The 14,018-nt window shown below is 69.3% G+C and carries 11 protein-coding genes and 1 pseudogene; 5 read left to right on the forward strand and 7 right to left on the reverse strand.

Translation table 11 applies throughout. The features are described 5' to 3' along the window. The first annotated feature begins 190 nt into the window (after nt 1–190). Nucleotides 191–1,771, forward strand: coding sequence for a glutamine-hydrolyzing GMP synthase (gene guaA, locus EBH09_RS22435; protein WP_121748748.1), 1,581 nt, complete (start codon nt 191–193; stop codon nt 1,769–1,771). A 30-nt stretch (nt 1,772–1,801) separates the two neighbouring features. Here the strand turns inward: guaA and EBH09_RS22440 are convergent, their stop codons facing one another. Together EBH09_RS22440 and EBH09_RS22445 are read right to left on the reverse strand one after the other, a co-directional pair. Further along, nucleotides 1,802–2,332, reverse strand: a complete 531-nt coding sequence (locus tag EBH09_RS22440; protein ID WP_238697411.1) for a pyridoxamine 5'-phosphate oxidase family protein — start codon at nt 2,330–2,332, stop codon at nt 1,802–1,804. Nucleotides 2,333–2,454: 122 nt separating this feature from the next. Beyond that, nucleotides 2,455–3,366: a DUF4429 domain-containing protein gene (locus EBH09_RS22445; protein ID WP_121748749.1), complete on the reverse strand. Its 912-nt coding sequence runs from the start codon at nt 3,364–3,366 to the stop codon at nt 2,455–2,457. Nucleotides 3,367–3,602: 236 nt separating this feature from the next. Here EBH09_RS22445 and EBH09_RS22450 point away from each other — a divergent pair. Next, a pseudogene (locus tag EBH09_RS22450) lies at nt 3,603–4,899 on the forward strand (hypothetical protein). Between the two features lie 191 nt (nt 4,900–5,090). Then, nucleotides 5,091–5,609 carry a DoxX family membrane protein gene (locus EBH09_RS22455; protein ID WP_193776473.1) on the forward strand — a complete coding sequence of 173 codons (519 nt, stop codon included), beginning with the start codon at nt 5,091–5,093 and terminating at the stop codon, nt 5,607–5,609. Nucleotides 5,610–5,681: 72 nt separating this feature from the next. Here the strand turns inward: EBH09_RS22455 and EBH09_RS22460 are convergent, their stop codons facing one another. The 4 genes from EBH09_RS22460 to EBH09_RS22475 all read right to left on the reverse strand — a co-directional run bounded on the left by EBH09_RS22460 (nt 5,682) and on the right by EBH09_RS22475 (nt 10,383). Then, nucleotides 5,682–6,263, reverse strand: a complete 582-nt coding sequence (locus EBH09_RS22460) for a recombinase family protein (protein ID WP_121748751.1) — start codon at nt 6,261–6,263, stop codon at nt 5,682–5,684. Nucleotides 6,264–6,915: 652 nt separating this feature from the next. After that, complete coding sequence (locus EBH09_RS22465) at nt 6,916–8,466, reverse strand: recombinase family protein (RefSeq protein WP_121748752.1); 1,551 nt, start codon at nt 8,464–8,466, stop codon at nt 6,916–6,918. 251 nt (nt 8,467–8,717) lie between these two features. Then, nucleotides 8,718–8,960, reverse strand: a complete 243-nt coding sequence (locus EBH09_RS22470) for a hypothetical protein (RefSeq protein WP_121748753.1) — start codon at nt 8,958–8,960, stop codon at nt 8,718–8,720. Continuing rightward, nucleotides 8,947–10,383 carry a PspC domain-containing protein gene (locus tag EBH09_RS22475; protein ID WP_121748754.1) on the reverse strand — a complete coding sequence of 479 codons (1,437 nt, stop codon included), beginning with the start codon at nt 10,381–10,383 and terminating at the stop codon, nt 8,947–8,949. Before EBH09_RS22475 ends, EBH09_RS22470 begins: the two co-directional genes overlap by 14 nt. A gap of 180 nt (nt 10,384–10,563) precedes the next feature. Here EBH09_RS22475 and EBH09_RS22480 point away from each other — a divergent pair, with 180 nt between their 5' ends. Continuing rightward, nucleotides 10,564–11,859 carry an ATP-binding protein gene (locus tag EBH09_RS22480; protein WP_121748755.1) on the forward strand — a complete coding sequence of 432 codons (1,296 nt, stop codon included), beginning with the start codon at nt 10,564–10,566 and terminating at the stop codon, nt 11,857–11,859. After that, complete coding sequence (locus EBH09_RS22485) at nt 11,856–12,602, forward strand: response regulator transcription factor (RefSeq protein WP_121748756.1); 747 nt, start codon at nt 11,856–11,858, stop codon at nt 12,600–12,602. Before EBH09_RS22480 ends, EBH09_RS22485 begins: the two co-directional genes overlap by 4 nt. Nucleotides 12,603–12,698: 96 nt before the next feature. On the opposite strand, the gene EBH09_RS22490 is transcribed toward EBH09_RS22485, so the two are convergent. Further along, nucleotides 12,699–13,757, reverse strand: coding sequence for a C40 family peptidase (locus tag EBH09_RS22490; RefSeq protein ID WP_121748757.1), 1,059 nt, complete (start codon nt 13,755–13,757; stop codon nt 12,699–12,701). Between the last annotated feature and the right edge of the window lie 261 nt (nt 13,758–14,018).

Below are 14,018 nucleotides of genomic sequence, written 5' to 3' on the forward strand. Positions count from 1 at the left end.
GGTAAACAGGAAGGTCTGGTGCGTGAGCATGGGGCCAGTATGCCCCGGGGGCGGACGGGGTCCAAGCCGGTTCGTATGGTGAGACGCCGGGGGAGGGGCGACCCTGCCGCCGTGCGCGGGGCGGGGCCACCCGCCCACCTCGGTAGAATCGGCAGTACAAGACCCCCGCCCGACCGCCGGAAGGCACCCCGTGTCATCAGCGACTCCCGCTGCCGCCGCCCCCGACACCGTCCTGGTCGTCGACTTCGGCGCGCAGTACGCCCAGCTCATCGCCCGCCGTGTCCGCGAGGCGCGGGTCTACAGCGAGATCGTGCCGAGCTCCATGCCGGTCGCGGAGATGCTCGCCAAGAACCCGGCGGCCATCATCCTCTCCGGCGGCCCCTCGTCGGTGTACGAGCCGGGTGCCCCCACCCTCGACCGCACCCTGTTCGAGGCGGGTGTCCCCGTCTTCGGCATGTGCTACGGCTTCCAGCTGATGGCGCAGACCCTCGGCGGCACCGTCGACAACTCCGGCGCCCGTGAGTACGGCCGCACCGACCTGTCGGTCTCCAAGCCGTCCTCCACCCTCTTCGAGGGCACCCCGGCCGAGCAGGCCGTGTGGATGTCCCACGGCGACGCCTGCTCCGCCGCCCCCGAGGGCTTCACCGTCACCGGTTCCACCTCCGTCGTCCCGGTCGCCGCCTTCGAGAACGACGAGAAGAAGCTCTACGGCGTCCAGTACCACCCCGAGGTGATGCACTCCACGCACGGTCAGCAGGTGCTTGAGCACTTCCTGTACCGGGGTGCGGGCCTGCGCCCGGACTGGACCACGGGCAACGTCATCGAGGAGCAGGTCGCGGCGATCCGCGAGCAGGTCGGCGACCGGCGCGCCATCTGCGGTCTGTCCGGCGGCGTGGACTCCGCCGTCGCCGCCGCCCTCGTCCAGAAGGCCATCGGCTCCCAGCTGACCTGCGTCTACGTCGACCACGGCCTGATGCGCCAGGGCGAGACCGAGCAGGTCGAGAAGGACTTCGTCGCCGCGACCGGCGTACAGCTGAAGGTCGTGGACGCGCAGGAGCGGTTCCTGAAGGCGCTGGCCGGGGTCTCCGACCCCGAGGAGAAGCGGAAGATCATCGGCCGCGAGTTCATCCGGGTCTTCGAGCAGGCCCAGGCCGAGATCATCGCCGACGAGGGCCCCGCGGTCGAGTTCCTCGTCCAGGGCACCCTGTACCCGGACGTCGTCGAGTCCGGCGGCGGCACCGGCGCGGCGAACATCAAGTCCCACCACAATGTCGGCGGGCTCCCCGAGGACCTCGAGTTCCAGCTCATCGAGCCGCTGCGCAAGCTGTTCAAGGACGAGGTCCGGATGGTCGGCCAGGAGCTGGGCCTGCCGGACGAGATCGTCCAGCGCCAGCCGTTCCCCGGTCCGGGCCTCGGCATCCGGATCGTCGGCGAGGTCACCAAGGAGCGGCTCGACCTGCTCCGTGAGGCCGACGCCATCGCCCGCGAGGAGCTGACCGCGGCCGGCCTCGACCGCGACATCTGGCAGTGCCCCGTGGTGCTGCTCGCGGACGTCCGCTCCGTCGGCGTCCAGGGCGACGGCCGCACCTACGGCCACCCGATCGTGCTGCGGCCCGTCTCCTCCGAGGACGCGATGACGGCCGACTGGTCCCGGCTGCCGTACGACGTGCTCTCCAAGATCTCGACCCGCATCACCAACGAGGTCAAGGACGTCAACCGGGTCGTCCTCGACGTGACGTCGAAGCCGCCGGGCACCATCGAGTGGGAGTGACCCGGGTGACCCGGGTGACCCGGGTGGCCGCTAGGTGCGCCTGACGGTGCGCAGGGGCTTCCCGGGCTGCCAGACCTGGACGACCAGATACGCGTCGTCCTCCACGTAGGTCCGCACGACCTCCGTCAGCTCGGTACGGAAGAGGTGGAACGGCTCCGGCGGTTCCACCTCTTCCGCGTATCCGGCCCGTACCTCGGGGTCCTCGACCTCGACCGCCCGCCCGCCGATACGCACGTCCCCGCCGCCCATCCCGGTTCCGTCCCCCGGGTTCGCCTGCAACGCGAACCGCTCGTCCCGGCGCAGGTCGAGCGCCTTGACCGAACCCGGCATCATGCCGAGCCACAGCTCGCCGCCGAGGAAACGCACCTCCAGGCCGGTGGTGCGGGGCGAGCCGTCCTTGCGCAGGGTGGCGAGGATGTGGTGGGTGTACGCGCCGAAACGTGCCTCGACGGTGGCGGCCAGCTCGGGTTCGGCGGTGGCGAAGCCGGCCCAGTTGGCGGCGGCGCTCGCGGCGGTGCTGCTCGTGGCGGCGGTGCTCGTGGCGGCGGTGCTCGGCGTCATACGTCGAGTCTGGACCCGAAAGCGGACACCTTCTGTCGGATATTCGCCGGGCACCCTGTCGGGCACCCTGTCGGGCGCCCTGTCGGACATCGCGGCCGGTCGTCATCAGGAGCCGGTCGTCGTCAGAAGCCCCGCAGCACCGCCGCCTTCGTCATGGCGAACTCCGCGTCCGTGAGGACGCCGGCGCGGTGCAGCTCGCCCAGTTCGCGCAGTCGGCGCAGCAGGACGTCGTGATGGTCGGACGGCGGCGGCGCTGGACTCGGAACCCCGGGCCGGGGCCCGCTCCCCGCGGCCTTCGGGGCGGTGCCGTCCGCGTCGGCCGTACGGGCGGAGGGATGCGGCAGCCGGGCCGTGACCGCGGTGGCGATCAGTGCGGTGAGCAGGTCGCGGCGGACGCTGCCCCACAGGTCCAGGGCGTACGGGTCCTTCTCCGGCGGCAGTTCGGAGGACACCGTCTCCCGGGTCACGAACCGCAGGAAACCCTCCTCGGCCCCGGAGTTGGGCAGCCACTCGACCCGCACCAGCTCACCGACGTCGATGATCCGCGGACCGGTGGCGCGTTTGACCCGGTCGGAGGCGTCGGCCCAGTCGATGCGCACCTGGGTGCCGTCGAAGGAGACCGTGCCGTCCGAGGAACGCACCGAGACCGGCACCGGCGGCCCGGGCAGCAGGTAGCCCTCGGTGGGCTCCTTGGGAATCCGGTCGAGGAGCAGCGCGTGCCGGATCTCCTCGGCGACGTACTCGGCGACCCCGCAGCGGTCGATCTCCACGGTCAGCCGGTACGGGTCGGCCGCGTCGGGCAGCCGGCCGCCTGTTGCCTGGAGGAGGGGGTCGGCACCCTCGCGCAGCCTCAGCCGCAGCCGTCCGCGTCTGCGTTCCGGCTCGAAGCCGACGCCCGCGACGGCCTCCAGCGGCACCGAGACCTCTCCGTACGTCTGCCGGAACAGCGGCACCGAGCGGTGCAGGCCCGGCGTGATCCGGACCGTACTGCCGTCGAACGCCCAGGTCCCGTCGCGCTGGATGATCTCGGCCATAAGGGAATTCTCGCAGCCGGGTCAACACGGTGGTCCACGTGTCACCCGCGCTGAGCAGAGCGGACCGGGGGCGCCGGGCGCGCGGGGGCTGGTGTACGGCACAATTCGCTGTCGTCCCAAGGGACTTACGGTTCCTCCACGGGTGGCGGCAGTACTGTCGCGGATGCCGGCGCAGGTGTCGGCGCAGACGGTGTCACTGGGTTTTCGCAGCGGTTCGGGAAGGCGGGCGTTCGGTCGTGGCGGTGCAGGAGGCGAGACGCGGGAGCGGCTCGGACAGAGGCGCGTACGAGGCGGCGCACGGCGGCGGCTGCACCTGCGGGGACTGCCCGCACGGCGCCCGTGAGGGGCACCGCCGGGCGGTCGCCGCGTTCCTGCTGCGGCGGGACGAGTTCGCGGCCGGGCAGGGCCTGCCGGCCGCGGTGGCCCACTCGGCCTCCGCTTCCCGGCAGTGGGTCTCGGAGGAGCTGACCCAGTCCGCGGAAGTCGTCGCCGAACGCGGTCGGGCCGAGGGCGAGGCGTGGCTCGCGGCACTCGGGCGCCGCACGGCGGCCGTCGTGTGGGCCGGGGTCGTACTGCTGCTGCTCGGGCAGTCGCTCACCGCGATCGGTGCCGGCTGGACCGCGGCACGCACCGCCGGGCTCGCGGCGGCGCTGGTCGTGGCCGGTGCGCTGACGGCGGCGTCGTGGTTCCACCGCGCGCGGGGCGGGGCGCTGGCCCCGGTCATCGGCGAGGACAACCGCCTGTCCACGTCCCGGGCGGTGGCGGCGGCCTGGGTGCTCTTCGTCGCCTACGCGGTGCTCGTCCTGGCCGGACAACTGGCGGTGGCCTCGGGCCCCGGTCGGCGGGACGCGCTGATCTCCGGACTCGGACTCGCCCGCGGCGCCGGTGCGGTGACCGTACTCGCGGTGGTGTGCGGGATCGCGGTCCTGGTGCGCCGGGTGGTCGGACTGCGGGTGCTGGGCCAGCGGCTGCAGAAGGTACGGGCGGACCGGCCGCGCGCGGCCGACCTGCTGACGGACGACGCGGGACGCGGGGCCTTCGCCGACATCCAGTACGTGGCGATCAGTACCGTCGCCCTGGTGTTCGGGGCCGTACGGCTGGCCCGGCGTCCGGAGCAACTGCCCGACCTGCCGTGGGGGCTGGCGGTCGTGGTGCTGGTGTCGGCGGCGACCTACGTGGCCGGGAAGTACGCGGAGGGGGGGGCGCCCCGTGATCCTCTCCGTGGTCCGGGCACGGGAGGCCGGTGACCTGGACGCCCCGATCCGCACCGGCGACGACATCGAGATCCGGGGCGCCGGCTTCGTACCGCCGGGCGCGCAGCGCGCGGACCGCCTGTCCCGGATGGTCGTCCGCATCGGCGTGGTCAACGTCCACGTACCTCTGGTCCCGGTGACCGGCGGCTTCAGCAACCCAACGGACGACCTGCTGACGGTCCCGGTACCGGCGGACGTGGAACCGGGCCGGGTGGACGTGCAGGTCGTCACGAGCGCGGGCGTGGAAACCAACCGGTACGCGATCGACGTGACGGACTGACGCCCCGCCGAACCAGCTGCCGACCGTCAGCCTGTCGAAACGGAGACCTGTCGAAACGGTCCCTGTCGAAACGGGACCTGTCGAAACCGACAGGAAGAATCCGCTCGCAGAGGGATTGAGAGAGGCCCCCACGTCGTACGTATGGTCTGGTGGGGGTCTCGGCACGCGCGGGCGAGAGGCGGCTGGCAGTGATGACTCACGGAATGCGGACGGATGCGTACACCTCGCATCCCGGCGGCGGAGACTGGCGGGAGAACGCCACCCGGTACGCCCTCCTGCCCCTACGGATCTTTCTGGGCGTCACCTTCATCTACGCGGGCCTGGACAAACTCACGGACAGCGCCTTCATGAAGGACACGGGCGCCGGCTCGGTCGGCGACATGATGCGTACCGTCCGCGACTCCTCGGCCATCCCCTCCCTGGTGGACCTGGCTCTGAAGAGCCCCGCCGGTTTCGGCTACGCCATCGCCCTGGGCGAGCTGGCGGTCGGCATCGGCACCCTGCTCGGACTGCTGACCCGACTGGCGGCGCTCGGCGGCGCGCTGATCTCGCTCAGCCTGTGGCTGACCGTCAGCTGGGCCTCCGACCCGTACTACTACGGCAACGACCTCCCGTACATGTTTTGCTGGGTCCCTCTCGTGCTGGCTGGCGCACCCCTCTGGTCACTGGATGCCCTGATCAGGAACCGACGCCGCAGGCGGGTCTACTAGGCCAGGAGCAGCGGCAAGACGGCATGAGAAGGCCCTCCAGCGTGGCACTGGAGGGCCCCGGAGACTTCGCGCTCAGTCGGCCAGGTGTCGGTACAGGGTCGCCCTGGACACCCCCAGGGCCTCAGCTATGGCACTGACACTCTCTCCCTTGGCCTTCCTCGCCCTGGCCACGGTCAGAAGGTCATCCGTGATGACCGTGGGCCTTCCTCCGGTACGCCCCTGAGCCTTGGCAGCTTCCAGACCGGCCCTGGTCCTCTCAACGATCATGTCTCGCTCCAGCTCAGCGAAGGCAACCATCATCGTGAAGAAGAACTTTCCCTCTCCCTTGGGGGAGTAGCTACCGGCGAGAGTCCCAGTGAGGATGCGCAGAGCGATCCCCTTACTGTGCAGCTCTTCAGCGATGGTGAGCACGTCCTTCGTGGACCTTCCAAGCCTGTCCAACTTCCAGACACAGAGGGTGTCTCCCTCCCTCATGTAGTCCAGCGCTGCCAGTAGGCCCGGACGCTCAGTGTTCTTGCCGGACAGCTTGTCTTCGAACACCTTGGAGCATCCCGCCTCTGCCAGGGCGTCAGCCTGTAGCTGTGCATCCTGAGCCTTGGTGCTGACTCGCTTGTATCCGGTCAGGTGGCCTGTGGTGCTCTGTGTCGTCGCCATGCCCCCAGTGTCTCATAAACGTGTCTCGATAGGTAGTGAGACGGGGAGGTTACGAGACGGGTACTGAGACATGCCAAGCATGGGTGAAACGGGCATGCCGGTGAAGGTTGAGAGTGTCTCGCAAAGCATCGATTCTGAGACGGCATGAGACGCCCTCTGCACCCTCATGTCATGCACCCCCGGGGTAATGCATGTACGGGTGCGTCATGTGAACCGCAGGAGCGCTGTCCTTCGATCCTGTACGGGTTTGAAGGCTCAGAAGGCTCTCTGAGAGCCTCTGAGCATCCTGGATGGACTTTTGGGGGGGCCAGAGAGGGGTGCTAGGCCGTTAGAACGGCGTACAGGGCCCTTCCTTGGACGCTCTGTGCTGTGCTCTGCCTCCTCTGGCCTTACCCAGAGGAGTAAATAGAGTCACCGCAATGGGACCGGTTGGGTACGCCTAGCCGGTCCTTTTGCATGTCTGGAGAATGTCAGTGTCAGAGACTCGGGTATGTCCAAGGTGTAAGCGGACACTGCCTGTCTCGATGTTCAGGAAAGATCCTCGCCGTAAAGGTGGCAGGGCAGGAAACTGCCAGGATTGTCGTTGGGAACAGAAGACTGGTGAGTTGGCTCCCTGGAGATCAGAGAGCCAGAGCGGCGAGTGATTTATTCCTTAATGAATAGTGAATGGCTGATGCATACTCTTCCCTAGGTCGACCTCTGCGCCGAAGTCGACCGTATTCGATACGCCCTTAACGAGGGGATTAAGTCGGATACTGACTCCCGCTTTCAGTAGGTGACGCGTCCTCTCATCTTTGTTCCCTACGTTCCTCTCCCACATGTGTCGGAAGGTCTCTCCTGTGTCCCGGTATTCGTAGCGGTCGGGCTTATCGCCTTCTGTCGACAAGGAGTCGTGCTCTTCGAACAGGGCCGCAATTTCCTCCTCGGTGGACTTCTTGGCGAACCCGGAAGAGTTCTTGCCGCCGGGGCGGATAGACCTCTGAAGTTCCGTTACGTATTGCTCAATCTCGTGAAGCCTCTGAGTATTGTTTGATCCCTTGACGTAGTAGCGCTCATACATGGGGACATCGCCGATGACCCCCAGAATGATTGTCTCTACAACTTCCTCGACCTTCTCGGCCCTGAATGCATACCCTCTGCCGCAGGAATTGCGGTTGGCTGACTTGTTGCAGCGGTATACAGGCTTGCCCTGTTGCCGCTCCGGATTGAAGAGATACAGGTTCCTGCCACACCCGCCACACAGTACGATTCCACGATATGCAGTTGTATTTTTGATGGAGCGACGGGCAGCGCTGGGTCGCCCATTCATTTCCTCCTGGAGCTTGGCCCATTCGTCGTCTGTGAGAATCGGGTCAGCCATTCTGATCTTTCCCGCAGAAGTCACAATGGGCTGAGACGTCCCGTATTTCTTCCCGGGCACCTTCACTTCCTCGCACTTCCAGCCGAGGATGGTCTCAGACCTCAGAATGGAAGTGACGGTGCGACTGCGCCATATCGGCATAGAGTCGCCGTTATTTTTTCGGCGGTTCGACATCCTCTCAGCTCCAGGGGAGGGAACGCCTCTGGTATTGAGGTCGTCACAGATGGCCGAGTAAGGCTCTCCGTCCTCAACTACTCGCTTATAAAGCTCCCGAATCACGCTCTTTTGGGTCTCGCGTACTCGGAGTCTCATTGTTCCGTCGGCGTCACGGAATGACTCGTAACCGTACGGAGGATTTCCCTTGGCCCAGACATCCTTGGGCTTTGCATAGCTCTGGAAAGACTTGACGCGCATTGAGATGTTCTGCGCCTCGGTCTCGGCGATAGCCGCAAACAAATCAATGATAACGGCTCTGAAAGGGCCGACCATGTCGAGTGCAGGTTCCTTGGCTGAAACCAGGGACTTACCCCCGTGAGCCGTCGCCCATTTGATCATGTCCTGCATGTCTACGACTTTGCGGACGAACCTGTCCATCTTCCAGAAAAGCAGAAGGTCGAATTCTGGGGCTCGATTATTCAGCCATTCCCCGAGTTCCGGCCTGTCGAATGGGTGAGATTTGGTGGCGGAGATATGAGCATCCCTCGCTACTCCCACCACCTGCCATCCCAGGTTCTGCCTCTCCTCGACGTAGGCCATGCAGTCCTGTAGCTGCCGCTCCAGGGAGGTGGATGCGTCGGTCTCGTTGCTGATCCGCAGGGCGATCAGTACCCGCACAGTCTTCACAGTCTGTGACCCTACAACAGCAGTACGCCAGTACCCTCGCCTACCTCATGGCCTGGATCCCCCTCGTCCTCGCGGGCGCCCCGCTGCTGTCACTGGACGCCGCTCTGCGCTCCCGCCGACGCCGGCGGACGGGCGGGTACCGGTAGTCGCCGGCGGGGCACCGGTAGTCGCCCACGGATACCGGTAGTCCATTGCGGGTACCGGTTTTCGCCCACGGATACCGGTGGCTCTCTGCGGATGTGGGCGGTCCGTCAGCCGGGCAGGTCTGCCCGGGGCTCGTCCCTGCCCGAGCGGAGTGCTCCGCGGCGTCGGTGTGCGGCCTGGGCCAGGACCCCGACCGCTCCCGCGGTACAGAGGCCGCCCACGACGAGGGGGATCAGCACGAACCACGGCGTTTCCCAGAGGCCGCCCGCGTCGCCGGCGTAGATGACGCCTGTCAGGGTCAGGAAGAAGCCGGCGACCAGTCGTCCGGGCTGGAACCTATGGCGTAGCACGGGTCACCTCCGCCTGTCCGACGCCGACCTGGAGGTCGAGGTCGAGCGTGCCGGCGTTCTTGCCGCCCGTGGTGGGGGCCAGAGTGATCTCCTTGTGCTTGCCCGGTGCCACGTCCACGTCCTTCTTGTCGTCGCCGGGCAGCTGGATGTCGCCCACGCCCACCTCGACGCTCAGCCGCACCGTCACGTCCTGCGGCACGACGACCTGTATTCGGCCCATGCCCACGTCCGCCCGGGTGGTCACCGTCTGCCCCTCGGCCAGGTCCAGCCCGGACAGGTCGAGGGTGCCGCTGCCGGTACCGATGTCGTACTGCTCGCGTACGCCGGCCGCCGTCGTGGGCTCCCAGGTGGTCCGGACCCAATCGGTGCCGACGTCCTCGGGCACGGCGGTCGCCCCGGCGAGCAGGCCCGCCGTGATGACCGCCAGGAAGATCGAACCGGCCCCCGTGCGCCCCAGGAAGGCGCTGACCGCGATGCCGACGCCGAAGACGGCGAGGGCGCAGGCCAGGCCGGTCTGCAGACTGGTGCCGAGCGGGTGTTCGTCCCAGGTCAGCCGGGTGCCGAGGAATGCCGCGAGCAGGGCGAGGAGGAACACGGCACCGCCGATTCCGCGGGGACCGCGCGGTTGCGGGGACCGCGCGCGCCGGTCGTTCGCGGCGGGGCGGTCATGGCCCTGGCCGCCGCGGCCGATGTTGACGGCCGCCGCGATGTCGCGGGCCTCGGAGTCCGGTGGGCCCCACAGATAGCCCGTCCCGCCGACGTGGGTGCCGTCCTTGACTATGGGGTCGCGCCACCAGGAGGGCCAAGTGAACATGATCGGGGGCGCCTGGGCCTCCGGTGGAGCGTCGGCGGCGGCCTGGGCGGAGAGCGGATCGGGGTCGGGAGCCTTCCGCTGCCTGGACCAGTACCCGGCGCCCGCGAGGACGAGGGAGAGGACGACGGCGAAGGTCAGCACTCCGCCGTTGTTCAGCATGGTCAGGAAGACCCCGCAGCCGACCAGGGCGAACAGCACGGCCGCCAGCGCCTGGCCGTCGACCCGGCCGGTCAGCAGCTTGCGCACCTCGTTCTCGTCCTCGTCGTCGTAAGGGACGAAGAGCCAGGCGAAGCCGTAGAAGATGAGACCGATGCCGCCGGTCGCGGAGAGCACGGCGAGGGTGATCCGGAAGATCACCGGATCCATGTCGCACTGCCGCCCCAGGCCCGCGCACACCCCGGCGAGCGTCTTGTGCCGCCGGTCGCGCCGGAACCTGTGGGGCGGGCCGGGGACATCGGCGCCGGCGTGGGCGCCCGCGTCGGCCGCGGCACCGCGCGCGGCGTCCGAGGCATCCGCGGCGGGCGCGGCGCCCTGCGGCCCGGCGCCCAGCGGAGGGCGCGGGCCGGGGCCGGGTCCCGGACCCGTCGCGGCGTGCTCGTGATCTGTCATGAGTCCATGGTGACGGGCGCGGCGCCGTGACGGCAGTCGGTTCGACCCTGGTCGGACCCTGATATCGGCCCTGACACGACGCCGGGGGAGTGTTCGAGGATCCCCGGGCCCGAAGATCAGGGGAGTCTCGGGGGCCGACCCTGATGCTCCGGCTCCCCCGGCCGTGTGACCATCTGTGTCATGCCGGAAGCCGCAGCTGCAGCACCACTCGTCGAACCGCGGCCGCCGCGCAAGCTCTACCGCAGCAGCGACGGACGCTGGCTCGGTGGCGTGGCGCGGGGGCTCGCCGGACACCTCGGGCTGCCCGTCATCTGGGTGCGGTTCGCCTTCGTCGGCCTGTTCATGGCCGACGGCCTGGGCGCGCTGCTGTACGCGGCCTTCTGGTTCTTCGTACCGCTGGGCGTCGGCGGTGTCGACGCGCAGCGGCCGCCGTCCCTGGTCACCTCCGAGACCTCGCCGGACGGCCGCCGCAGACTCGTCGCCCGCAAGCCCGACAAGGGCCAGATCGTCGCCCTGCTCCTCATGGTCGTCGTGGCCCTGGTCTTCGTGGGCAACGTCGACCTCGGCGGCGGAGCCAAGGCCTACCTCTGGCCGACCGTGCTCGTCGGCGCCGGCGTCGCCCTCGTCTGGCGCCAGGCGGACAACGCCCGCAGGGCCCGCTGGGCCGAGGTCGGACGCCACCGGCGCACCGTCACCCTGCTGCGCTCCGTGGCCGGCGTCCTGCTGGTGACGGCCGGTGTCACCGGCATCTTCGTCCTCCAGGGATCCGCCGCCCACCTCGGCTCCGTCCTGCAGGCGGCCCTCGCCGTCCTCGTCGGTATAACGCTCCTCGCCGGCCCTTACCTGGTGCGCATGACGCAGGACCTCTCCGAGGAGCGGCTGATGCGCATCCGGGCCCAGGAGCGGGCCGAGGTCGCCGCCCACGTCCACGACTCGGTGCTGCACACCCTGACCTTGATCCAGCGCAACGCGGAGAGCGCGGGCGAGGTGCGCCGTCTCGCCCGCGCCCAGGAGCGCGACCTGCGCGCCTGGCTCTACAAGCCGGAGGGCAACGGCAAGGACGAGGACGACGAGCCCACCACCCTCGCCGAGGCCGTGAAGCGCGATGCCGCGGAGGTCGAGGACAAGCACGGCGTCCCCATCGAGGTCGTGGTGGTCGGCGACTGCCCGCTCGACGAGAGAATCAGCGCACAGATGCAGGCGGGACGCGAGGCGATGGTGAACGCCGCCAAGTACGGTGGCGAGGGCGGCGCCGTACAGGTCTTCGCCGAAGTCGAGGGCAGGACGGTCTTCGTGTCCGTCCGGGACCGCGGCCCCGGCTTCGACCTCGACTCGATACCCGCCGACCGGATGGGCGTCAGAGAATCGATCATCGGCCGCATGGAGCGCAACGGCGGCACGGCGCGGCTGCGCGCGGTGCCGGACGGCGGCACGGAGGTCGAGCTGGAGATGGAGAGGGCGGAGAAGACGTCATGAGCGACCCGACCGAGGCGAACGGAACGGCGGGAGAGGGCGAGGCGGCCCAGCCCGCACAGCCGGCGAACGGCGGCGCGGGGGAGCGTCACGTGCGCGTGGTGCTCGTCGACGACCACCGCATGTTCCGCACCGGCGTCCAGGCCGAGATCGGCCAGACCGCGCAGACCGGCGTCGAGGTCGTCGGCGAGGCCGCCGACGTCGACCAGGCCGTCACGGTCATCACCGCGACCCGGCCGGAGGTGGTCCTCCTCGACGTACACCTCCCGGGCGGTGGCGGGGTCGAAGTCCTGCGTCGTTGCGCCCCCTTGATGAGCGACGCCGATCGGCCCGTCCGCTTCCTCGCCCTGTCCGTCTCGGACGCGGCGGAGGACGTGATCGGCGTGATCCGCGGCGGCGCCCGGGGCTACGTGACCAAGACGATCACCGGTACGGACCTGGTGAACTCGGTCTTCCGCGTCCAGGAGGGCGATGCCGTCTTCTCCCCGCGCCTGGCCGGCTTCGTCCTCGACGCGTTCGCCTCCACCGACGCCCCGCCGGTCGACGAGGACCTCGACCGCCTCACCCAGCGCGAGCGCGAGGTGCTGCGCCTGATCGCCCGCGGCTACGCGTACAAGGAGATCGCCAAGCAGCTGTACATCTCGGTGAAGACGGTCGAGTCCCACGTCTCGGCGGTCCTCCGCAAGCTCCAGCTGTCCAACCGGCACGAGCTGACGCGATGGGCCACGGCACGGCGGCTGGTGTGACCGTGCGCGCACGGCATGCGGTCCGGCCCCCGGAGCCTCCGGTCCACCGTTGCCAAAGCGGCCAGGAGCGCCTCGTCGGGCACGCGGGTACCGGCGCTACGCCACCCGCGCAGCCCCCGCGAACGGCATCTGGTCGACGGGGGCGACGCGGACCGGTGCCGACGGGTTCGGGGCGTGGATCATCTGCCCCTCGCCGATGTAGATGCCGACGTGGCTGATGCCCGAGTAGAAGAACACCAGGTCCCCCGGACGCAGTTCGGAGCGTGAGACACGGCGGCCCGCGTCGATCTGGGCGTAGGTCGTGCGGGGCAGGGAGACGCCGGCGGCGCGGTACGCGGCCTGGGTGAGGCCGGAGCAGTCGAAGGCGTCGGGGCCGGTCGCGCCCCACACATAGGGGCTGCCGAGCTTCCGGTGGGCGTAGGCGACGGCCGCCGCGGCGCGGGAGTCGGGGGCCTGGGCGGAAGCGGCGGGCAAGGCGTCCCGGGAGTCCGCCGACGAGCGCGAGGCACGGTCGTCCGTGCCGTGGCCGAGGCGGGCGCGTTCCTCGGCGGTCAGCCGGGACAGCAGGCGGCGGGCCGTGTCCAACTTGCCGGTGATGGTCGTGCGGTGACGTTTCAGCTCCGCCCGGCGTGACGTCAGTGAGGTCGCCTCGATGCGGGCGGCTCCGCGCAGTTGCTCGATCTCCCGCAGTTCCTCGCGGGCCCTGCCCACGGCGGCCGCCTGCCGGCTGCCCACCCGCTCGATGAAGGCGGCGCCGTCGAGATACCGGTCGGGGTCGGCGGAGAGCGCTAGTTGCAGGGCCGGGTCGAGGCCGCCGCTGCGGTACTGGGCAGCCGCGACCGAACCGAGTCGCTCCCGGGTGGAGTTGAGCCGGGCCGCCTTGCGGGCCGCTTCGTCCCGCAGTTTCTCCAGGCGCTGCTCGGCGGCGTCCGCCTTCTCCTTCGCGCCGTTGTACTTTTCGGTGGCGACCTCCGCCTCCTGGTAGAGCTTGTCCACCTTGGCCTTGACCTGCGCCGGCGTCGGTTCCGGATCGGCGTGCCCGGTGCCGGCGGCCAGCCCGGTCGCCGTCGCCGCGCCCGCGAGGGTGATCGTGGCCGCCGTTCGGGCCCTCCCGCCGCCCGTCGTGCGCTGTCGCGGCCTGCGGTGCGTTCCCACCTGCGATGCACGTCCTTCCGTACGACTCGACTCCGGTTGCCTGCGGGAGGAACCTAGGCGCGGCGGTAACGGCCGGGTGACGGGATGCGCGGAAGTGGCGGTACCGGATCGACGGGCGACCGAATGTGACTGAGGGCTCGCCCTGCGGCCGTCGTCTTCACGCAGGGTGATGACCGATGTCCCGCATCGGAGACGCACGAGGGGCATGAGGTGTTATGGGGTGCATATATGCGCCCCGGGTCGTTGCCTCCGCCGGGCCGG

Origin of the sequence: Streptomyces sp. E2N166, assembly GCF_003671715.1 — a bacterium.
In the GTDB taxonomy this organism is placed as follows: domain Bacteria; phylum Actinomycetota; class Actinomycetes; order Streptomycetales; family Streptomycetaceae; genus Streptomyces; species Streptomyces thinghirensis.

Excerpts from the sequence above, each read along its gene's own strand:
- EBH09_RS22480 (WP_121748755.1), top strand. The coding sequence starts at position 10,564 with ATGCCGGAAGCCGCAGCTGCAGCACCACTCGTCGAACCGCGGCCGCCG.
- EBH09_RS22460 (WP_121748751.1), bottom strand. The coding sequence starts at position 6,263 with ATGGCGACGACACAGAGCACCACAGGCCACCTGACCGGATACAAGCGA.
- EBH09_RS22475 (WP_121748754.1), bottom strand. The coding sequence starts at position 10,383 with ATGACAGATCACGAGCACGCCGCGACGGGTCCGGGACCCGGCCCCGGC.
- EBH09_RS22440 (WP_238697411.1), bottom strand. The coding sequence starts at position 2,332 with ATGACGCCGAGCACCGCCGCCACGAGCACCGCCGCCACGAGCAGCACC.
- EBH09_RS22455 (WP_193776473.1), top strand. The coding sequence starts at position 5,091 with ATGACTCACGGAATGCGGACGGATGCGTACACCTCGCATCCCGGCGGC.
- EBH09_RS22485 (WP_121748756.1), top strand. The coding sequence starts at position 11,856 with ATGAGCGACCCGACCGAGGCGAACGGAACGGCGGGAGAGGGCGAGGCG.
- EBH09_RS22445 (WP_121748749.1), bottom strand. The coding sequence starts at position 3,366 with ATGGCCGAGATCATCCAGCGCGACGGGACCTGGGCGTTCGACGGCAGT.